17 protein-coding genes are annotated in these 20,516 nt (G+C 67.3%); 12 read left to right on the plus strand and 5 right to left on the minus strand.

Annotation, left to right across the window (positions count from 1 at the left end; genetic code table 11):
* Positions 1 to 13 precede the first annotated feature (13 nt).
* Entirely contained in the window at positions 14 to 1,264 is a 1,251-nt protein-coding gene (locus tag QP165_RS08310) for an MFS transporter (RefSeq protein ID WP_333995101.1), read from the plus strand.
* 51 nt (positions 1,265 to 1,315) lie between these two features.
* On the opposite strand, the gene QP165_RS08315 is transcribed toward QP165_RS08310, so the two are convergent.
* Positions 1,316 to 3,748, minus strand: a complete 2,433-nt coding sequence (locus tag QP165_RS08315) for a TonB-dependent receptor (protein ID WP_333995103.1) — start codon at positions 3,746 to 3,748, stop codon at positions 1,316 to 1,318.
* 229 nt (positions 3,749 to 3,977) lie between these two features.
* Here QP165_RS08315 and QP165_RS08320 point away from each other — a divergent pair, with 229 nt between their 5' ends.
* The 11 genes from QP165_RS08320 (at position 3,978) to QP165_RS08370 (ending at position 15,600) form a co-directional block, all read left to right on the plus strand.
* Positions 3,978 to 4,808, plus strand: a complete 831-nt coding sequence (locus tag QP165_RS08320) for an aldo/keto reductase (RefSeq protein WP_333996984.1) — start codon at positions 3,978 to 3,980, stop codon at positions 4,806 to 4,808.
* A complete protein-coding gene (locus tag QP165_RS08325; RefSeq protein ID WP_333995105.1) occupies positions 4,805 to 5,872 on the plus strand; it encodes an LLM class flavin-dependent oxidoreductase in 1,068 nt (355 codons plus the stop codon). Before QP165_RS08320 ends, QP165_RS08325 begins: the two co-directional genes overlap by 4 nt.
* A gap of 524 nt (positions 5,873 to 6,396) precedes the next feature.
* Positions 6,397 to 7,953 (plus strand): alpha-glucosidase, encoded by a 1,557-nt coding sequence (locus QP165_RS08330; RefSeq protein WP_333995108.1) that lies wholly within the window; start codon positions 6,397 to 6,399, stop codon positions 7,951 to 7,953.
* A complete protein-coding gene (locus QP165_RS08335) occupies positions 7,950 to 8,987 on the plus strand; it encodes a YeiH family protein (RefSeq protein ID WP_333995109.1) in 1,038 nt (345 codons plus the stop codon). The genes QP165_RS08330 and QP165_RS08335 overlap by 4 nt, the downstream gene beginning before the upstream one ends.
* A 158-nt stretch (positions 8,988 to 9,145) precedes the next feature.
* Complete coding sequence (locus QP165_RS08340) at positions 9,146 to 10,276, plus strand: FIST signal transduction protein (protein WP_333995111.1); 1,131 nt, start codon at positions 9,146 to 9,148, stop codon at positions 10,274 to 10,276.
* Between the two features lie 246 nt (positions 10,277 to 10,522).
* A complete protein-coding gene (locus tag QP165_RS08345; RefSeq protein WP_333996985.1) occupies positions 10,523 to 12,181 on the plus strand; it encodes an EAL domain-containing protein in 1,659 nt (552 codons plus the stop codon).
* A gap of 90 nt (positions 12,182 to 12,271) precedes the next feature.
* Complete coding sequence (locus QP165_RS08350; protein ID WP_333995113.1) at positions 12,272 to 13,879, plus strand: sensor histidine kinase; 1,608 nt, start codon at positions 12,272 to 12,274, stop codon at positions 13,877 to 13,879.
* Positions 13,876 to 14,466, plus strand: a complete 591-nt coding sequence (locus tag QP165_RS08355; protein WP_056017188.1) for a response regulator transcription factor — start codon at positions 13,876 to 13,878, stop codon at positions 14,464 to 14,466. The genes QP165_RS08350 and QP165_RS08355 overlap by 4 nt, the downstream gene beginning before the upstream one ends.
* 97 nt (positions 14,467 to 14,563) lie before the next feature.
* On the plus strand, positions 14,564 to 15,049 hold the full coding sequence (locus QP165_RS08360) for a PilZ domain-containing protein (RefSeq protein ID WP_333995114.1): 486 nt from the start codon (positions 14,564 to 14,566) through the stop codon (positions 15,047 to 15,049).
* Positions 15,050 to 15,179: 130 nt separating this feature from the next.
* The gene (locus QP165_RS08365) at positions 15,180 to 15,341 is read left to right on the plus strand and encodes a hypothetical protein (RefSeq protein ID WP_200916158.1); all 162 of its coding nucleotides are present in this window, start codon (positions 15,180 to 15,182) and stop codon (positions 15,339 to 15,341) included.
* A 94-nt stretch (positions 15,342 to 15,435) separates the two neighbouring features.
* On the plus strand, positions 15,436 to 15,600 hold the full coding sequence (locus QP165_RS08370) for a hypothetical protein (RefSeq protein ID WP_333995115.1): 165 nt from the start codon (positions 15,436 to 15,438) through the stop codon (positions 15,598 to 15,600).
* Between the two features lie 212 nt (positions 15,601 to 15,812).
* Here the strand turns inward: QP165_RS08370 and QP165_RS08375 are convergent, their stop codons facing one another.
* Genes QP165_RS08375 through QP165_RS08390 form a run of 4 tightly spaced genes read right to left on the minus strand, consistent with a single transcriptional unit; the run spans position 15,813 to position 20,443 of the window.
* Positions 15,813 to 16,229 (minus strand): HlyD family efflux transporter periplasmic adaptor subunit, encoded by a 417-nt coding sequence (locus QP165_RS08375; RefSeq protein ID WP_333995116.1) that lies wholly within the window; start codon positions 16,227 to 16,229, stop codon positions 15,813 to 15,815.
* The gene (locus QP165_RS08380) at positions 16,168 to 17,001 is read right to left on the minus strand and encodes a biotin/lipoyl-binding protein (protein WP_333995117.1); all 834 of its coding nucleotides are present in this window, start codon (positions 16,999 to 17,001) and stop codon (positions 16,168 to 16,170) included. Before QP165_RS08380 ends, QP165_RS08375 begins: the two co-directional genes overlap by 62 nt.
* Positions 16,998 to 19,136 carry a type I secretion system permease/ATPase gene (locus tag QP165_RS08385; protein ID WP_333995118.1) on the minus strand — a complete coding sequence of 713 codons (2,139 nt, stop codon included), beginning with the start codon at positions 19,134 to 19,136 and terminating at the stop codon, positions 16,998 to 17,000. Before QP165_RS08385 ends, QP165_RS08380 begins: the two co-directional genes overlap by 4 nt.
* Positions 19,133 to 20,443 carry a TolC family protein gene (locus tag QP165_RS08390; RefSeq protein WP_333995119.1) on the minus strand — a complete coding sequence of 437 codons (1,311 nt, stop codon included), beginning with the start codon at positions 20,441 to 20,443 and terminating at the stop codon, positions 19,133 to 19,135. The genes QP165_RS08385 and QP165_RS08390 overlap by 4 nt, the downstream gene beginning before the upstream one ends.
* Between the last annotated feature and the right edge of the window lie 73 nt (positions 20,444 to 20,516).

Consider the following 20,516-nt stretch of genomic DNA (forward strand, 5'->3'; position numbering starts at 1 on the left):
TCGGAGAGGCCAGATGCAGGACCGCGTCGACGCACGGCGATGGGCGATTGTCGTTCTCGCCTTTACGGCGATCATGCTGAACTATGTCGATCGTCAGGTGATCGCACTCCTCAAGCCGATGCTGCAAAGCGAGTTCGGCTGGAACGACCGCGACTACAGCCACATGGCATCCGCGTTCCAGTTCTGCGCGGCGGTGTCGTTCCTCGGCACCGGCTGGTTCATCGACCGGATCGGCCTGCGTCGTGGATTTGCGATCGGCGTCGCGGCGTGGAGCATCGCCGGGATGGCGCATGCGTTCGTCACCAGCGTCGCGGGCTTCGTCGGCGTGCGCGCGCTGCTGGGTGCCGCGGAATCGATCGGTACGCCCGCACAGGTCAAGACCGCCGCGACCTATTTCCCGCCCGAACAGCGATCGGTGATGCTCGGCATCGGCAACATGGCGTCCAATTTCGGCGCGGTTCTGGCCCCGCTGACGGTGCCCGCGCTGGCATTGTGGCTCGGGTGGCAGGCCGCATTCCTCATTACCGGCGGGCTTGGCCTCGTCTGGGTCGTCGTCTGGCTCGTCGTCACGCCGCGCACCGGCAGCGCGGCCGCCCCCGCCACCGACACGCCTGCGTCGCGGGTCCCCTGGGGCGAACTGTTGCGCGATCGCCGGCAATGGGCGGTAATCGCCGCCAAGGCGCTGAGCGATCAGTGCTGGTGGTTCCTGCTGTTCTTCATGCCCGACCTGTTCCACCGGATGTTCGCGCTGTCGCAGGGCGAACTGGGGCTGCCGATTGCCTTCATCTACCTGCTCGCCGCGCTGGGCTCGCTCAGCGGCGGGCTGTTGCCGACATGGCTGATGGCGCGCGGCGTCGGCATGGACCGCGCGCGCAAGGGGTCGATGCTGCTCTACGCTCTCCTGATCCTGCCCGTGCCGCTGGTCCTGTTCACCGGCGACGCCTGGGTCGCGGCGTCGCTGCTCGGCCTCGGACTGTTCGCGCATCAGGGATTCTCGACCAACGTGTTCGCGATGACAGCGGACATCTTTCCATCGCGGATGATCGGCACCGCGATCGGGATCGGCGCCTTTGCCGGCAATCTGAGCGGGATGGCGATGATCGAAGGCGCGGGCTTCTCGCTCGACGCCGGCTATGGGTATGCGCCGATGCTGGTCGGCTGCGGCGGCTCGTATCTGATCGGTCTGGCGCTGGTGCACCTGCTGGTGCCTCGGCTGGTGCTCGCCGAGCCCGGCGCAGCGCGGACAACCGCGCCGGCGCATTGACGAAACCGGCCCCGGATCATGCCGGGGCCGCTCGGATCCAGGTCCCCGTCGTCAGAAATTGATGCGCCCGGTGATCCCGTAATAGCGATCCGCATCGCGCGGGATCTGATAGCGGTACGAACCCGCTGGCCCGCCATTCTGGATCGCCGCGGCAAAGCTCTGGTCGAACAGGTTGCGGACCTGGAACGTCAGCCGGTAGCGATCGTCCGCGTCGCCTACCCCGGCCGAGAGGTTGACCAGGCCATAGCTGTCAATCGTCCCCAGGCGCCGCTGGACCGCGTCGGGCGAGAACAAGGCAAGTTGCTTCGACTGATAATTCCCCTGCGCGCCGAGGAACAGGTCGACCGCGCCGCCGGTACGCCAGCGATAATCGGCGCCGAGCGACCCCTTCCACTTGGGTGCGAACGGCAGTGCGGTGCCAGCCGGGATCACGGCCGTGACCGCTGCGCCGGGTGCCTGCAGGAACTGGTCGACGCGCGCATCGGTATACGCAATCCCGCCCGAGACCGAGAGATCGTCGACCGGGCGGAGCACGATGTCCGCCTCCGCACCGCGCGTCGAGACCTTCCCCGCATTTGTGAAGCGCGTCACGACCACGCCCGCGACCAGGTCGGGGTTGTTCGCCTGGAAATTGTCGTACTTGGCGTAGAACGCGTCGAGATTGAGGACGAGCTTGCCGCCGAACAGCGTGTTCTTGAGCCCGACCTCGTAGCTGTCCGACGTTTCGGGCGCGATCACGTTCGTGCCGGTCGCGGTCAGGTTGAAGAAGACGTTGAAAGCCGGCCCCTTATAGCCGCGCGTATACCCGCCATAGGCGGTCACGTTGCGTGTCACGTCGTACTGCAGCGACGCCTTGCCCGACAAATTGGTGTTCGTCGTCTTGCCGGTGAACGCGGTTGCAGGGTTGCCCGTCCCGGTCGGCGTGGTCGGAAAACTCGGTTGGATGCCCGGCCCCGCCAGCGTCGTCGCACGGCTGTGGAAGACATCGAGCTGGTCGGCGGTCCAGCGCAGACCGCCGATGACGCGGAACCGGTCGGTGACGTTCGCGGTCGCCTGACCGAAGGCGGAGATGTTCTTGAACACCGACCCGAAATCCGCACGCCCGAACGGCGTCGTGGAGGCCGGCGCGCCGGCGGTGTCGCACGACACCGGTTGTACCAACGTCGTCGCGCCGTTGCAGACGATATCCGATCGCGAATAGATTCGTTCGGATTCGGCGCGCGAATAATAGAGGCCGACGACATAGGCGAGGAACTGGCGCGCGGGCGAGGTCAGGCGCAGTTCCTGGCTGAACGTGTTGCCCGTCTGCGGACCGGTATCGTGCAACTGGTTGAAGCCGACATACGCGCGCGGCAGGAAATCGCCGTCGCGGATCTCGGTGTTGCGATAGTCGCGGTACGCGGTGATGCTCGTCACCGTCTGCGTTCCGAGCTCGGTATCGACCTGGACCGAGACGCCATAGCCCTCCTCCCTCGTGCGCGTGACGAGGTTCTGGTTGACGGCGCGCGTCCGGTCGCCGAGCGGCGTCGGCAGGACCGCGAAGACCGGGCTGGTGATCGGCGCGCCTGCAGCGTTGAGCGCGCCCGTGCCGATGACTTCGGCGCAGCAATTGTCGTCATTGCGGTGATAATCGCCGATCAGCGCGATCGTCGTGGCGCTGCTCGGGGTCCATTTGACCTGCGCGCGCGCGCCGTAATGCTCATAGCCGTTCACCCGGCCCCCACCCGTCGCCACGTTGCGGATGTTGCCGTCATAGCGGCCGTAAAAGCCGGTGAAGCGCGTCAGCAGATCCTCGCTGACCGGGATGTTCAGCGCGCCGCGGACGCGCCGCTCGTTGCCGTTGGTGAAATAGCCACCTTCGACATAGCCGCCCAGCTCGCGCGTCGGCTGGACCGACACGATGTTGACGACGCCCGCGGAGGCGTTCTTGCCGAACAGCGTCCCCTGCGGCCCGCGCAGCACCTCCAGCCGGTCGATGTCGACGAGATCGCCGAACGCCTCGCCCGACCGTGCGAACACGACACCGTCGACCACGGTCGATACCGAGGGCTCGCCCGCGATCGAGAAGGTGGTCGTACCCACGCCGCGCAGGAACAGCGACTGGTTGAGCGTCGTGCCCGATTTCTGGAAATTGAGCGCGGGCACCAGCGTGACCGCCCCTTCGAGGCCCGGACGGCTGAGCGCCGCCAGCGCCTGGCCGCTGATCACCGAGACCGCGATCGGAACGTCCTGCAACCGCTCGCTGCGCTTCTGCGCCGTGACGACGATCTCGCCGTTTTGTGAAGCGGGCAAATCCGCGGGGGGCGAAAGGGCGGCCGGCTGCTCGGCAGCGACGCCCGGCGCCGGTGGGGCCGCGGGTCCGGCCTGTGGCGCTGGGCTCGATGCCGGGGCCGATGGCGCGGCATCCTGCGCGTTGGCAGAAGCCGCGGTCAGCACGGGGAGCGCCGCCCCCATCAGCATCTGGACCCGCGTCGTCGTCTTCATCGTCATTCTCCCCTGAGCCGCCAGCCGAGCCGCGACCTCCGAAACGGTCTCATACGCAGCACAGGCGAAGCCCGCGCCAAAGTATGTCTTTGGCGATCGCAACGTCGCCATTTCGGCTTTTCTTTACGCCCGTTTTTTCGCATAAGACAACGGTGTCTTATATCGCTCCCCCGCTCGCACCGTCGCCCTTGGCGACACCGGATTGACCGTCAGCACGATCGCCTGGGGCATGTGGCGCTTTGGTGGAACCGATGTCGCGGCGGCGCGCGCACAGGTCGAGGCGGCGCTGGATGCCGGCGTCACGCTGCTCGATACGGCCGACATCTATGGCCCCGACAATGGCGAGTCGTTCGGTGCGGCCGAAGCCCTGCTCGGTCGCGTGATGGCGGAATCGCCCGGCTTGCGGGACCGGATGGTGCTCGCGAGCAAGGGTGGCATCAGCATGGGCGTGCCGTATGATTCGAGCGGCGAATATCTCGCGAGCGCGATCGATGCGTCGCTGACGCGGCTCGGCTGCGAGCGGATCGACCTCTATCAGATCCACCGCCCCGACCTGCTTGCACACCCGCAGGAAGTCGCGCGTGCGCTCGACGACGCGCGGTCCGCGGGCAAGATCGTCGCAATCGGCGTGTCCAACCATACGGTGACGCAAACCGAGGCACTCGCATCGTTTCTGACCGTGCCGATCGCCAGTCACCAGCCCGAATTCTCCGCGCTCGAAACCGGCCCGTTGTTCAGCGGGCTGTTCGACCAGGCGATGACGCGGGGGATGGCGGTCCTCGCCTGGTCGCCGCTTGGCGGGGGTCGGCTTGCCGCGCCGGAGGACGCGCGGGCCCGGGCCGTCGTCGCGCTGCTCGATCGCAAGGCGGAGCAAGCCGGAGTCGATCGTGCGGCGGTCGCCTATAGCTGGATCATGGCGCATCCCGCCCGGCCGATCCCGATCGTCGGGACGCAGAACCCCGCACGGATAGCCGCGATCGGCGATGCCTATACGCCGACCTGGACCCGCGCCGAATGGTATGCGGTCCTCGAAGCCAGCCTCGGAGAAAAACTGCCATGACGCAGCGCTGCGAGGTCAGCTGGTTCTCCGCGCTGTGCGATGACGATTACGAGTTTCTCGGCGTTCCCGATCCGAAGCTGATGTCGAGCTGGGAGCATTGCCGCGACATCGTGCTGCAGGCGGAAAGCGGCGGTTTCGACAATATCCTGCTGCCATCGGGCTATGCGCTCGGGATCGACACCACCGCCTTCGCCGCGGCGATCGCGACGATGGTCCGCCGCATCCGGCTGTTAATGGCGGTCCGGATCGGCGAGAGCTGGCCACCGCAATTGGCGCGCCAGATCGCGACGATCGACCGGATCCTTGGCGGGCGGCTGACGGTCAACATCATCTCCTCCGACCTGCCCGGCGAGACGCTGGCGTCGGCGCCACGCTATGCGCGCACGCTCGAGGCGATGCAGATCCTGCGGACGATGCTCGATGGCGAACCGCTCGATCACCAGGGCGAGTTCTGGAATCTGAAGCTCGATCCGCCGGCGGTCACCACGGTGTCGGGGAAATGCCCGCCACTGTATTTCGGTGGCCTGTCGCCCGATGCGCGCGAAGCGGCGGCGCAGGGCTGCGACGTCTATCTGATGTGGCCCGACAAGAAGGAGGTCGTCCGCGAGATCATGGACGACATGACCGCACGCGCCGCACGGCACGGCCGAACGCTCAAATTCGGGTATCGCGCGCACGTCGTCGTCCGCGATACCGAGGCCGAGGCACGCGCCGCCGCCGACAGGCTGCTGTCGAAACTCGACGCCGCGCAGGGCGAGGCCATTCGCAACAAGTCGCTCGATACCAACTCGGCGGGTGTGGCCGCCCAGGTCGCGCTGCGCGAAAACGCCACCGACGGCGGGTATGCCGAGGAGCATCTGTGGACCGGCGTCGGTCGGGCACGGTCCGGCTGTGGTGCCGCGATCGTCGGCGATCCCGACCAGGTGCTCGCCAAGCTGCGCATGTATCAGGACATGGGGATCGAGGCCTTCATCCTGTCCGGCTATCCGCACGCCGCCGAAGCGGACCTGTTCGCGCGGCACGTGCTGCCAAACATGCAACATGGGCCGCTGACGCTCGACTGACAGCGCCGCACGCCGCACCGGAGAGACGATGATGGACGCCACGCCCCCCGCCTCGACGATGTTGGTGCTCCGATCACGCTGCGCCGCGCGGCAGCGGGCAATGGCTTCGACCTGTCGATCGGCGACACGCTGGTGATGCGCCATCGCACCGACGCGCCGGCGCTGTTCGTCGGGAGCGGACGCGCGGACGTCGACATGTACCGCGGGAATTATTTTCTCTCGGACCGGCTCGATGCGCGCATTCCGCTGACGCATGCGACGATCGACGGCGACACCGTGACGCTGTCCGCTGCAGCCGATAGCGCGCCACGTCTGCGGATCACGATCGATGCCGCCGGTATTCGGTTCGCTGCGCTCGACCCTGCACTCAATCGCCTGTGGTTCCGCATCGTCGCCGAGCCCGGCGAGCGGCTGTGGGGCGGCGGCGAGCAGCTGTCCTATTTCGACATGGCGGGCCGGCGTTTTCCGATGTGGACGTCGGAACCCGGCGTCGGCCGGGACAAGTCGACGCTGATGACGTTCCAGTGCGACCGGGACGGCCGATCGGGGGTGATTACTGGAACACCAACTATCCGCAGCCGAGCTATGTCTCGTCGCGTCATTACGCGCTGCATTGCGATACGACCGCGTATAGCTGTTTCGATTTTCGCGATGCCGGTTTCCACGAGATCGAGGTCTGGGAGGTCCCTGAACGGATCGACCTGTTCGCCGCCGACCGGTTTGCAGGGCTGGTGTCGCAACTGTCGACGCGCTTCGGCCGCCAGCCTGTCCTGCCGGCCTGGGCATATGCAGGCGCAATCCTCGGCCTCAAGCAGGGCGAGCAGAGCTTTGCGCGGATGGAGGCGATGATCGAGGCCGGCGCCGTCGTCAGCGGATTGTGGTGCGAGGACTGGGTCGGCTTGCGCGTCACCAGCTTCGGCAAGCGGCTGTTCTGGGACTGGAAGGCCAACGAGACGCGCTATCCCGGGCTTCGCGACCGGATCGCCGCGCTTCGCGATCGCGGCATTCGGTTCCTCGGTTACGTCAATCCGTATCTCGCCATCGACGGCGCACTGTACCAGGACGCGCTGGCGGCGGGATATCTGGTCCGCCGGCTCGACATCGATGCGCCCTACAGCGTCGATTTCGGGGAATTCGATTGCGGGATCGTCGATTTTACCAACCCTGCCGCCGCGCAATGGTTCGCCGACGACGTCATCGGTCACGAGATGATCGATTACGGATTGTCGGGCTGGATGGCGGATTTCGGCGAGTATCTGCCGACCGACGTCCGGCTGCACGACGGCACCGAGGGGATGCTCGCACACAATGCCTGGCCGACGATCTGGGCCGAGGTGAACGCCCGCGCTATCGAATCGCGCGGCAAGACCGGCGACGCGCTGTTCTTCATGCGCGCGGGCTTTACCGGCGTGGGTCGCTACTGCCCCTTGCTGTGGGCGGGCGACCAGTGCGTCGACTTTTCGCGCCATGACGGGATCGGCACGGTGGTGCGCGCAGCCCTGTCGTCGGGCATGCTCGGCAACGCCTATCATCACAGCGATCTGGGGGGATATACGAGCCTGTACGGAAACGTCCGGACGCCCGAACTGCTGATGCGGTGGACCGAACTCTGCGCATTTTCGCCGGTCATGCGCAGCCATGAGGGCAATCGTCCCGACGACAATCTTCAGCTCGACGGCGACCCGGCGGTGCTTGCGCACTTCGTTGCGATGACGCGCGTGCACGCGGCACTTGCGCCCTATGTCGCGACGCTGTGCGATACCGCCGCACAGACCGGACTCCCGCTGCAGCGCCCCTTGCTGCTCGACTGGGAGGACGACCGCGACTGCTGGGGGATCGAGACGCAATATGGCTATGGCCCCGACCTGATCGTCGCGCCGGTGATCGAACCCGGCGTCGACCGCTGGACAGCCTATCTTCCGGCTGGCGCGACCTGGGTGCATCTCTGGTCGAACGCACGTTTCACCGGCGGCAGCGCGATCGAGGTCGCGGCCCCGATCGGTCAGCCCCCCGTCTTCTGGCGCGAAGGCAGCGACCATGCCGCGCTGTTTGCGGGCCTGGTCGACGCCGCGTCCCGATGAGCGAAAGGTTCGCGCAGTTCGAGGCCGCGGATCTCTACAACGATCTCGATGACGAACCCCGCAGGCATTGGCGCGACCTGTGGCCGGGACTGAGCGTGGCGGTGCTGGCGACCATGGCCGCCGGGTTCGTCGCGGATCGCTATCACGCACCGCTCACGCTGATGGCGCTGCTGATCGGGCTGGCGCTGAACTTCCTCCGCGGCGACGCGCGGATGGCGCCGGGGCTGGGGTTCGCGTCGAGGACGCTGCTGCGTTGGGGAATCGTGTTGGTCGGCGCGCGCGTCACGATCGGGCAGATCGTCGGGCTCGGGCCGATGACGCTTCTCGCCGTCGTCCTCATCCTGCTCGCGACGCTCGGCGCGGGGATCGTCGTGGCGCGGGCGCTCGGGCTCACCGGTGCCTTTGGTATGCTGGCCGGCGGATCGGTCGCGATCTGTGGTGCATCCGCCGCGCTCGCGCTGGCGACGACGCTCGGCGAGCGGCGCGTCAATCAGGGGCAGCTGGCGTTCGTGCTGGTCGGCATTTCCGCGGCGAGCGCGGCGGCGATGTTCTTCTACCCGTTGATCGCCCATCAGCTCGGGCTGTCGGAACGGCAGGCCGGGTTCATGCTCGGCGCGTCGATCCACGATGTCGCGCAGGCGATCGGCGCCGGCTATTCCTTTTCGGACGATGCGGGCCAGATCGCGACCATCGTCAAGCTCACCCGCGTCGCGTTGCTTGCACCCGTGCTCGCGCTGATCGCCACGTTCCTCCCCGCAGAGGGTGGCAAGCGGGCGCGGTTGTCGGTCCCCTGGTTCGTCACTGGGTTCTTTGTCGTCGCGGCGATCAACTCGGTCGTCCCGGTACCCGCCATCGTCGGCCGGTCCGCGCAAGGCGTCGCAGCCGCATTCCTGGCCTGTGCCGTCGCGGCGACCGGGATCCGCGCGCCGATGCAGGCGCTGCTTGGTACCGGGGCCCGACCGCTGCTCGTGATCGCGGCCGCGTCGCTGGTCGCGCTGCTGCTGTCATTGGCGGCGGCGGTGTTGCTGGTCTGAAGCGCGGGAAGAATTCTTCAAGACTTTTAGCGTATATCGCGAGGACGCGAGACGCGGGCGTCGGCGCACTACGGGTTTTTCCTTAGGGATCCGACAATAGAGCCGAAACCATTCGACCGGCAAAAGCGGGGCTCACCGCCAGTCCGGGACGTCAAGCTATGTGGTCAAAGCGCATCAACGGCAGCATCGAGACCGAGACCTTCCCGGCCGCGCCCGATCTGGTGATGGTCTTCGGCCCGACCGAACGCCTTGCCGATCAAGCCTTCATCGATCGGCTTGCGCAGCGTTACGATGGCGCGATCCTGACCGGTTGCAGTTCGGGCACCATGGTCTCCGGCGACCAGATCGACGACGACGCGGTCGTCGTTCTCGGCATGGGATTTGATCATACCAGGCTTGCGCTGGCTGTGCAGCCGCTGCCCGACTCGGACCTGTCGTTCGCCGCAGGTGCCGGTCTCGCGCGGGATCTCGCCGACGATTCGCTGGCGGGGATTTTCATCCTGTCGAACGGCCTCAACGTCAACGGCAGCGCGCTGGTCGCGGGCATCCGCAGCGCGGTCGGCGATACCGTCGTCCTGAGCGGCGGGCTTGCCGGCGATGGCGCGCGCTTCAGCGACACCCGCGTGCTCGCACGGGGCGGGAACCCCTCGGACGTCGTCGCCGCGATCGGCTTCTACGGCGACCATGTCCGCATCGCGCACGGCAGCGCTGGCGGATGGCAGCCCTTCGGACCATTGCGCACGATCAGCGATGCGGCGGGGTCTGAGTTGCGCGGCCTCGACGACGAGCCGGCACTCGCGCTTTACGAACGCTATCTGGGCGAGGAGGCGGCGGATCTGCCGGCATCGGGCCTTCTGTATCCGCTCGAGATCTGGGATCCGCAGAAACCCGACGACCGTGTCGTCCGCACGCTGCTCGCGATCGACCGCGACAAGGGCACGCTGACCTTTGCTGGCGACATGCCGCAGGGATGGAAGGCGCGACTGATGCGCGGGATGTTCGACGACCTGATCAACGGCGCATCGAGCGCCGCGCGACACGCCGCCGACCAGGCGGCAACATGGGGCGTCGCGCCATCCGCATGCCTTGCGATCAGCTGTGTCGGCCGCCGGCTGCTGATGGGGCAGCGCACCGAGGAGGAACTCGCGGCCGTCTCGACCGTGCTCGGCGCCGACATCGCGCTCGCAGGTTTCTATTCCTACGGGGAAATCGCGCCGCAGAATCTGACCGCGGTACCGTGCCTGCATAATCAGACGATGACGATCACCCTGATCGGCGAACGCACATGACCCTTTCGGCACTCCCGATACCGGTCGAACCGCCGGCGCCGCCGCGGCCGGCACTGCATCAGATCGCAGCGCGGCAGGCGGAGCGGGCGCGATTGCCCGATGGCGGCATCGATATCGATCGCCTGCTCGCGCTCGTCTCCGCGACCTATACCGAAACCGACGTCGATCGGCGCCGGTCGGATCGCGCGAACCGGTTGATGGCGGAGGAACTGGAGGTGGCGCTGGCGAAAAGCGCGCTCCAGAGACCTGCGTTTCAAGGCCGCGCTCGACAACATGAACCAGGGGCTCGCGCTGTTCGACGCCGCCGGTCATCTCGTTCTGACCAACCAGCGGTTCCTCGACATATACGGCCTCAACCAGGCCACACCCGGGTCGACGCTCGACGAGGTTCTCCGCAGCAGCCCGTATCTGTCGGTCAGCACCGCCAGCGAACATCGTCGGCTGGTCAAGGAATATGACGGCGCCGCGTCGGCCTATGGAGCGAAGCTCGAGCAGCGCTGGCCCGATGGGCGAACCATCACGATCGAACGCACGCGGCTGGTCGATGGCGGCTTCCTCGACACGGTTGCCGACGTCACCGAGGCGCGCAACGCCTCCGCGCAGATCGCGCATCTGGCGCGCCACGACGCGCTGACGGACCTGCCCAACCGGACGCTGCTGCGCGAGCGGCTCGACGAGATGATGCGCAATGCCCGCCGCGGCGATCGGTGTGCGATGCTGTGCCTCGACCTCGACCGGTTCAAGCTGGTCAACGACACGCTCGGCCACCCGATCGGCGATGCACTGCTGGTTGCGGTGGCGGAACGCCTCGTCTCATTGGTGCGCCACCACGACGTCGTCGCGCGTCTCGGTGGCGACGAATTCTCGATCCTCGTCCAGCATGTGACGTCGGATCACGCCATCGAACAACTCTGCCGCCGCATCATCGACGAGCTGACGCAGCCGTTCGAGATTGCCGGCCACCATATCCAGATCGGCGCAAGCATCGGCGTCGAGACGGTCGAGGTCGACTCGCTCGACCCCGACACGATGCTGCGCGATGCCGACTTGGCGCTCTACCGTGCCAAGAGCGGCGGGCGTGGCAATTACTGCTTCTATACGCCCGACATGCACGTGTTTGCGACCCGCCGCCGTGAGCTGGAAATCGAACTCCGGCGTGCGCTCAAGTCCGAAGAGTTCGAAGTACATTATCAGCCGCAGATCGAGATCGGGTCTCACGCCGTCGTCGGCTTCGAGGCGCTGGCGCGCTGGTATCACCCCGAGCGCGGGATCGTCCCCCCGAACGACTTCATCACGGTGTGCGAGGAGATCGGTCTGATCGGCGCCGTCGGCGAGTTCGTCCTGATGCGGTCGTGTCGTGATGCCGCGTGCTGGCCCGAAAACGTCAAGATTGCGGTCAACCTGTCCGCGCTGCAGTTCAAGTCGGGCACGCTGCCCGCGATGGTCGCCCGCGCGCTGCGCGTCAGCGGGCTCGATCCGCGCCGTCTCGAGCTCGAGATCACCGAAAGCGCGATGCTCGAGGATACCGCCGGCGTGATCAAGCAGCTCCGCGAATTGAAGCGGCTCGGCGTGCTGATCTCGCTCGACGATTTCGGCACCGGCTATTCGTCGCTCAGCCATATCCGCAATTTTCCGTTCGACCGCGTCAAGATCGACCAGTCCTTCGTCCGCGACCTTGGTACCAACAGCGACAGCCTGGCGATCGTCCGCGCGGTGACCGGCCTCTGCGGCAGCCTCGGGATCATGTCCACCGCGGAGGGCGTCGAGACGCTCGATCAGCTGAACATCCTCGTCGCGGAGAAATGCGACAGCGCGCAGGGCTATTATTTCAGCCGCCCCGTCCCACTCGCCGACACGCTGCCGTTCGTCTCCCGCATGCTCGCGCTGCAATCCAGGGCAGCGTAAACCCATGACGGCGATCGGCCCGTATCGAACGTCGCCGTCCGGGAATTGCCCGGATAGTCCTCGCCCCCCGGATCGTGCAGACGGGGGCTGATGACGACGCTTGCCCGGCCCTTTGCACTGCCCCGCCCCTCTTCACGTCTTGCCGTGATCGTGCCGACGGCGGCGGACCTGCCCTGGCTCGCCGGATATGCGGTGGCGTTCTGGGTCGCGCATTACGTCGCCGCGGAATGGGGCGGCCGTGGCTTTTATTCGCTGCTCTACCCTGCGGCGGGGTTGCGCATGGCGTTGCTCTGGCGGCGCGGGCCGCGACTGGTCTTGGGCGTTGCCGCCACCGAAGTCGCCGTCCAGTTCGTCACCGGGATCATCGATCCGCTGTCGGCGGGCTTCGCCACGCAGCTCGGCGGCGTCGTGCGGCCCGCGTTTGCCTATGCGCTGGTCGTCCTGCTCGTGCGCCGAATGACCGATCATGCAACGACCAGCCTGAGCGTCGCGCCGATGCCGCTCGGGCTCGCGTCGGTCGGTGCACCGGTTGCGGCGGCGATGGCCGCGCTGCCCTGGTCGCTGTGGCGCCCCGATCTCACCGGTGTATCCGGGATGCGCGAAGTCATCGCGTCGCTGACCGGGTTCATCGTCGGCGATCTGCTTGGCGTGCTGCTGCTGACGCCGCCGCTGCTGTGGCTCGCCGAGCTCGCGAGCGGCAGCGCGTCGCGCCCCGCCCGGCCGAACATCGCGGGCGTGGTCGAGGCGGTGCTCGTGCTGCTGTTCTCCTTTGCGAGCGAGGTCCTGCTCGCGTCGATCGGGCTGGGTACGCCACATACCCCGCTGCTCCTCGCGGTGGCGTGGATCGGGCTGCGGTTCGGACGTACCGCGAGCTGGCTCGCGATCGTCGCGGTCGCGGCGATGACGCTGCCGCAGACCGCGATGCCGATGCGCGTCGATGCGCGACTTGCACTGCACATGAGCCTCGCATCGATCATGGTCGTCGGGTACCTCGCCGGCAGCTTCTCAGATGCACAGGCGCGGACCCGCAGCGATCTGCAGCGCCGCGACCGGCTGTTGTTCCAGGCCGAGCGGCTGAAGACACTGCGCGCGATGTCGGTCGCGGTCATCCACGAGATCAGCCAGCCGCTGTCGACCCTCGCGATCGAAGCCAAGCACCTGCACGAGATCACCGTATCCGCCGATGTCGAGATCGCCAGCACCGCCGCGCTGATCGATCGCAAGGCGGCGGCGCTCTCCACGCTCGTGCGCCGGCTTCGGCGCTTCGGCGGGCGCACGGTCGACAAGCCGACGCCGCTTCCGCTTGCGACGTTGATCGCCACGGCCGCCGCGCTCGCGGAACCCGAGGCACGGTCGCACGACGTCACGCTGACGATCGAACCCGTCGCCCCGGACCTCGTCGTGCTCGCGCAGGAAGTCGAGCTGGCACAGGCGATCGTCAATCTGGTGCGCAACGCGGTACAGGCCAGCGGCGACGGTCGTGTATCGCTCGCAGCGACGCAGGTCGGCGACCAGGCACGCATCGTCGTGACCAACCGATGCCGGCGCAATCGCCCCGATCAAGCCGGCATGGGGGTCGGCGTGCTGGTCGCGCGCGCGATCGTCGAGGCGCATGGCGGCAGCCTCGCGCGCGTCGGGGACGATATCGGCGAAGCGCGTGCGACGATTCTGCTGCCGCTGATCGGAGAGCCGCAATGACCGTGAGCGACGCACTGTCTGGCACCGTCTATGTCGTCGACGACGACGATGATCTGGGCGCCACGGTCGCGCGGTTGCTGTGCCGGCACGGACATGTCGCCGAATCGTTTCTCGACCCGGTCGCGCTGCTTGACCTTTATCCCCAGGCGCCCGCGCACTGCGTGGTGACCGACGTGATGATGGGCGACATCGACGGGTTCGATTTCGCCGATCGCGTCCGGGCACTCGATGCTGCGGTCGCGATCGTGTTCATGACCGCATGGCCGACCACCGCAAACGCGGTGGATTCGGTACGGCGCTACGGGGGCCTCGACTATCTGGAGAAGCCGCTCGATGAGGCACGGCTTCTTGCCGCGGTCGCCGAGGGCGTCGCGTGGTCGCGTGCGCAACGCACCGCGATCGCGCGCACCGCAACGCTCACCCCGCGGCAGCGCCAGGTGTTCGATCTGCTCGTGAAGGGGCACAACAACCAGGCTATCGCCGCTGCGCTCGACATCAGTCCGAAGACCGTGGAGGACCACCGCGCCGCCATCGTCGCGAAGACGGGTGCGAACGGCATCGCCCAATTGATCGCGCTCGCCCGATGACCGTCGATCGCCACAGCCCGGCCGCAGGTCCGGACAGGCGGCGCGTGGGCATCGACGCCCGGTCGATCACGCCTGCAGAAACCGGATTGGATGTGTCGTGGCGGCGCTGAAGGAACTGTCGATACCGTGCCGGATCAACGTCGGCGGCAAATGGTCGAGCGGGTGCATTCACGACGTGTCCGACCATGGCCTGTTGCTGTCGAGCATCGCCCCGCCGCCGATCGGCACCTATGTCGACATCCGGCGCGGGACGCTGATCATCATCGGCCGCGTGATCTGGGTTGGCGGCAACCGCTTCGGCGTTCGCATGCAGGATCCCGTCGGTCTTGCCACGCTGCTGAGCGAACCCGTCCTCAACCGCCGCCCCGCAGCAGCCGAACGGCGCAGCGAGACGCGCGACGCCACCGTGCGTCGCACGGCCGAACAGGCGGATCGCAACCGTCGATTGTCCTCGACGTTTCAGTTCGCATGCCTTGTGATCATCGGACTCGGGGCCGCATGCTTTGCCGCGATGCAGTGCTACACGCTGCTCTCCAAGCCGCTGGTCGCGGTCACCGGCCTGCTCGCGCGGTCGGCGGCGTGATGCCGCAAGCATTGAACGTAACGGGAACGAACGACCTTGCGACGGCACCGCTTGCGGACTAGGACCCGCCCAGAAAGCGGGCAATCGCTTCGGCGGACATCAAACGGAACGCAAGGTGCAGAGGTAAGTCGTGGTGACGGACGAGGATCGAAATTACTATGAACGGCGCGCCGAGCGGGAAATCGCCATGGCCGCCGCGACCGACGATCCGAATGCGTGCGCGAGCCACTACGCGCTGGCCAACATGTACCTCGCGCTGGCGTTCGACGAGGAGCCCTGCGTAACGGGGTGACGTCGCGATCGATCAGGCCCTCAGCCGCGCAACGCACCCGGTCGGAACGATCGGGGGTCGCCGGGGCCTCCGCTTCCTCGCCACGATCGAACAGATGCTCGAGCATCGCGGCCATTGCGGTCAGACCGGTGTCGGTCAGCGTGACGTGAACGCGGCGATGATCCTTCGGATCAGCATGCCGCGCAAGCAGCGCCGCCTGCTGAAGCCGGTCGATACGCCGCATCGCGCTTGCCGGACTTTCCCCCGAAAGAAGGATTAGGTCCTTGACGCAAAGCCGCTCGCCGGTGCCGGCGGCGATGAACAGGTCGATCATCATGTCCCACGCCGGATCGACCAGCAGGTCCTGCGGCAGGAACGCGCTCATCGTCGCACGCAGCCGGCGTGCCTGGCGTGCCCGTGCAAGCAGGACCGGCAGGATCTGCGCGCGGTTCGTCCCTGGACCAGGATTGTGAAGGCGGCGTGCGCTGTCGGTCATCGTTCGCGCAACGCCTCCTGTGCCCGGTTCAGTGGTTTGAGCAGATATTGGAGCACGGTCTTGCTGCCCGTGTGGATGTCGACGGTTGCAACCATGCCCGGCGTGATCGCGAACTGCCGGCCCGACTTGCTGGTCAGCGAATCCGCCTTGGTTCGCACGAAGACCCGGTAATACAGGATATCGGGCTTCACCTCGTCGCGGATCGTGTCGGGCGAGATGCTCGCGACGGTGCCGGCAAGACCGCCATAGATCGAATAATCATACGCGGTGACCTTCACGCTTGCCGGTTGGCCGGGACGGATGAACGCGATGTCGCGCGGCTGGATGCGCGCCTCGATCAGCAGGCGCTCGTCAAGCGGGACGATCTCCATCAACTTGCCGTTGGGCGGAACGACGCCGCCGACGGTCGACACCTCGATGTTCTTGACGACGCCGCGCACCGGCGATCGGAAGGTCAGCCGTGACAGCGTGTCCGATCGGCCGCGGACGACGGGGGCGAGCGAGATCGACCTGTTCCGTCACCTTGGCAAAGTCCTGCCGCGCCTCGACCATGTATTGCGATCGCAGGTCGGCCTTTTTGAGTTCGAGCTCGGCGCGCTGGCGTTGCAGCCGGAGCACCTCGACGTTGCTCGCCGCACCGACCGCGATCAGCGACTGGCCGATGGCCACCTCGCGCCCGATCAGCGACAGGCTCTGGTCGATCAGCTGCAGCGAGGATTGAAGGCTGCGGCGACGGGTCTCGTACAGCCGGGTCTCCGCCGCCTTGAGATCGGGAAAGCGATCGAGTTCGGCGGAGAAGGTCAGCGAGGTTCCGTTCGCCTCCGCCTGGAGCCGCGCCGCGCTGGCGAGTGCCGCGCGATATTTCGCCGCACTCTCCTCGACGGTCGATCCCGCCTGGGTCGGATCGAGCTGCGCCAGCAACTGCCCGGGCTTGACGATATCGTCCTGCCGCACCGACAGCTTGGTCAGGATGCCCCCCTCGAGCGACTGGATGACCTGTTCGCGGCTGGTCGGCACGACGCGCGCCTCGCCGGTCGCGACCTCGTCGAGCGCCGCGAACCAAGCCCAGGCGAGCGCCGCGACGAACAGAGCGGCCAGGATCCACACGAGCCGCGTCGCGGTCGTAAGCCGTGTCTCGCCCTCTCCCCCGAACAGATGGTCGTCATCGATCGCGATCCCGGTCATGCCGCCGCACTCCGCGTTCCGCGCATCTTCGCGAGGATCTGGTCCCTGGGTCCGTCGAGAATGACCGCGCCATTGTCGATGACGATGATCCGGTCGACGATGTCGAGCATCCGCATCCGGTGAGTCGCCACGACGAGCGTCCGCGTGCAGCTCCAGGCACCGAGCTGCTCGATGAAATGTCGCTCCGTCCCCTCGTCCATCGACGCGGTCGGTTCGTCGAGCAGCGCGATCGTCGGCTGGCGGAGCAGCATCCGCGCGAGCAGCAGCGCCTGGATCTGGCCGCCCGACAGCCCCCGCCCGCCCTCCTGCACGACATGGCCGAGCCCGTCGCGCAGACGCCTGACCATCGCGCTCGCACCGACCATCGCGAGGCACTGGACGATCTCGGTGTCGGACGCGGCGGGCGCCCCGAGCGTGAGGTTCTCGCGCAGCGTCCCGTGGAACAGGCGGCTGTGCTGCGTGAGCAGGCCGATGTCGCGGCGAACGTCCGCGGGGTCGACCTGGTGCAGCGCGAGCCCGTCGATCAGGACTTCACCCGAGACGGGCTGGAGCATGCCCGACAACCCCTGAAGCAGCGTCGACTTGCCCGCGCCGTTGCGACCGAGCAGCGCGATCCGCTCGCCGGCGGTGATGTCCAGACTGGCGACGGTCAGCGCTGGCGGCGCATTGGGATCGGCATAGGTGAACACCGCCGACCGCAGCGTGAAGTCGCCCGTCGCCGCAGGCAGCGGGATACGGTGATCGGCGTCCGCGCTGTCGACCGGAAGCGCCATGATCTGGTTGAGGCTGCCCATCGCGACCTTCGCGTGCTGGAACCGGCTGAGCAACTGCGTCACCTGCGCCATCGGCGCCATCATCCGCGACCCCAGGATCGAGGTCGCGACGAGCACGCCGGTCGTGATGTCGCCCGCGATGACCAGCGGCGCGCCGACGAAGATGATCGCGGCATAGACGCCGTTCTGCACGCTCTGCGTCCAGACCGAGAGGCCATTGGTGAGCCCCCGCAGACGCAGTTGGGCCTCTCCGGCGACCGCGTTGTAATGGTTCCACTGATGATGGAAGCGGTCTTCGGCCTGCAGCGCCTTGACGTCCTCGATCCCCTGCACCGCCTCGACGAGCATCGCGTTGCGCAGCGAGGATTCGCGCATCGATTCGGTCGCGAGCAGGCGCAACCGGCGTTGCGCAAGCAGGCCGGGAAGCAGGAGCAGTATCAGCGCGGCAAGCGGCACGAGCGCGAGCGCGCCGCCGACATACCAGAGCACGCCGAGGAACAGCAGGAAGAACGGCAGATCCGCCACGGTAGCGACCGTCGTCGACGTCAGCATGTCGCGGACCTGGTCGAGGTCGCGAAGCTGCGCGATGAAGGTCCCGGTCGAGGCAGGACGGGCGCGGTTGCGAACGCGCAGCGCATGGCCGAACACGCGGTCCGAGATCCGCAGGTCCGCGCGCTTGCCAAGCACGTCGACGATATCGGTGCGCAGACGCCGCAACACGAAATCGAACCCGATCGCGATCAGGACGCCGACGAACAGGATGGTGAGCGTCGGGATCGACCCCGCCGGTACGACCCGGTCATAGACCTGCATCGAGAACAGCACGCCCGCCAGCCCGAGGCAGTTCGTCACCACCGACGCCACCATGACATGCGCATAGGAGCCGGCATCGGCCATCAGGATGTCGCGGAGCCAGTGATCCTCGAACGGGCGGATATAGGCGTCGACGCGCGCATCCGGCGCCGAGCGCGACGGACGCGGGACGACGAAGCTGGTCGCCCCGTCGAGCACCGCGTCGAGCGACAGGCGCGCCTGCCCGCCGCGATCACCGGGCATCGCGAGCCGCGCGCACCCATCCGCGTCGATCCCCTCGATCAGCGCGATCTCGCCGTCGTTCAGGCGCACGATGGCTGGCAGGCGCCAGCTGGTCAGCCGCATCGCGTTCGACGGGACGAACTGGACGCCGAGCCCCGTCGCGCGGGCAAGCGTCCGGATCCGCGCCTCGTCATCGCCGCCGAGCTCCCATTGCGCCGCCAGCCGCGCGCGCTGCTCGGAAACCGGCAGGCGGTAATGGCGCGCGACCCGGCCCAGCAGATCGAGCCAGCCCTCGAGCGCGGGCACGCTTGCCAGTTGCGTGCTCACAGCATCACCCCGCGCACCGACGTGCCGGAAAGATGGAAGGCGTCGCGCATCCGTCCGGACAGGAAAAGGCAATCCACCTGGAGCCGGCGCAGATTCTGCCGGATATTCACCGCCTCGAAGCGGACCTGCTGCAACTCCTGTTCGGCGTTGAGGAGATCGACGAGCGTGCGGGTGCCCATTTCGAGATACTGGATGCGATAGAGACGCCCCGTCTCGCGCATGTTGCCCTCGCGCGATTCGAGCGTCGCGACGACCTGCGACAGGCTGTCGATCTGCTGGCGGGCTTCGGCGAAGCGCTGGCTGTTCTCGTTGCGTATCCGCCTGGTCGCGGCCTGCGCGGCTTCGAGCTCGTACGACGCGCCGCGGACGCGTGCGCGCGTGATGCCGCCGCCGAAGATGTTGCTGGAAACGCGCAGTCCGAAATTGAAGATTCCGCGGTCGCCGAACGGTGCGGTGATGTCGGTCGACGCGTCCCCACCCAGCGATACGGTCGGGTAGCGATCTGCACGGCTGCGGCGCAGCGCCGCGACCGCGCGCTCGGCCTGCGCGTCCGCGGCCATCACCGACGGTACCGCATCCCATACCGGCGCAGGGCCCGCGCAGCTGCGCATCAGCCAGTCGGGCACGTCGCCCGATACCGACGGCGGCGGCGTGGTGCGCCCGAGCAGGAAGGCCAGGTTGCTCGCCCAGCGCCGCTCGGCGGCTTCCGCCGTCGCGACGTTGGCGACTGCCGCCTCGACCCGCGCCTGTGCCTGCAGCGCGTCGGAGCGCGTCGCCGCACCGAGCGCGGCGCGCTTGCCGACCAAATCGCCGATCTCCTCGACCCGCTGCGCCTGTTCGCGCGCGATGTCGCGCTGTGCCGCTGCACGCTGATACTCGATGATCGCATAGCCCGTGTCGCGGATGAGCGCGTCGACCGCGAGCAGCATCTCGGCACGACCGATCCGCGTACCCGCATTCGCCCCCGCGATCTCGCTCGACACCTTGCCGAAGTCGAACAGCATCTGCGACGCGCCGACCTGCGGCCGTGGACGCAGGGTTCCCGACACCCGGCTGTCATAGCCGCTGCCGACGCCCGCGCTGATCGTGGGGAGATACCCTGCCCGCGCCGCCTTCACGTCCTCGCCCCGCGCCGCCAGCATCCCCGCCGCCTCGATCAGCGACGGATGCCACTCGACCGCCTCGCGTGCAGCGCCTTCCAGCGTCACCGGCGATGCATCCGCCGCACGCCCTGCCGCACACGGGGTGGCAACCAGCAGGATACTGAGAACAAACGGCATTGCGCCGGCAAGATTCGGGTTGATCACGATATCCCTGTCCCTTTCATGCCGACTAGAAAGGGACAGAGATCATTAACAAATCTTATAAAGTCTATCGACG

The organism is Sphingomonas sp. 22R3R2A-7 (assembly GCF_036856055.1).
Lineage (GTDB): Bacteria > Pseudomonadota > Alphaproteobacteria > Sphingomonadales > Sphingomonadaceae > Sphingomonas.

Coding starts and splice junctions, on each gene's coding strand:
- QP165_RS08310 (WP_333995101.1), top strand. CDS start 14: ATGCAGGACCGCGTCGACGCACGGCGATGGGCGATTGTCGTTCTCGCC.
- QP165_RS08315 (WP_333995103.1), bottom strand. CDS start 3,748: ATGAAGACGACGACGCGGGTCCAGATGCTGATGGGGGCGGCGCTCCCC.
- QP165_RS08320 (WP_333996984.1), top strand. CDS start 3,978: ATGTGGCGCTTTGGTGGAACCGATGTCGCGGCGGCGCGCGCACAGGTC.
- QP165_RS08325 (WP_333995105.1), top strand. CDS start 4,805: ATGACGCAGCGCTGCGAGGTCAGCTGGTTCTCCGCGCTGTGCGATGAC.
- QP165_RS08335 (WP_333995109.1), top strand. CDS start 7,950: ATGAGCGAAAGGTTCGCGCAGTTCGAGGCCGCGGATCTCTACAACGAT.
- QP165_RS08340 (WP_333995111.1), top strand. CDS start 9,146: ATGTGGTCAAAGCGCATCAACGGCAGCATCGAGACCGAGACCTTCCCG.
- QP165_RS08350 (WP_333995113.1), top strand. CDS start 12,272: ATGACGACGCTTGCCCGGCCCTTTGCACTGCCCCGCCCCTCTTCACGT.
- QP165_RS08355 (WP_056017188.1), top strand. CDS start 13,876: ATGACCGTGAGCGACGCACTGTCTGGCACCGTCTATGTCGTCGACGAC.
- QP165_RS08370 (WP_333995115.1), top strand. CDS start 15,436: ATGCTCGAGCATCGCGGCCATTGCGGTCAGACCGGTGTCGGTCAGCGT.
- QP165_RS08380 (WP_333995117.1), bottom strand. CDS start 17,001: ATGACCGGGATCGCGATCGATGACGACCATCTGTTCGGGGGAGAGGGC.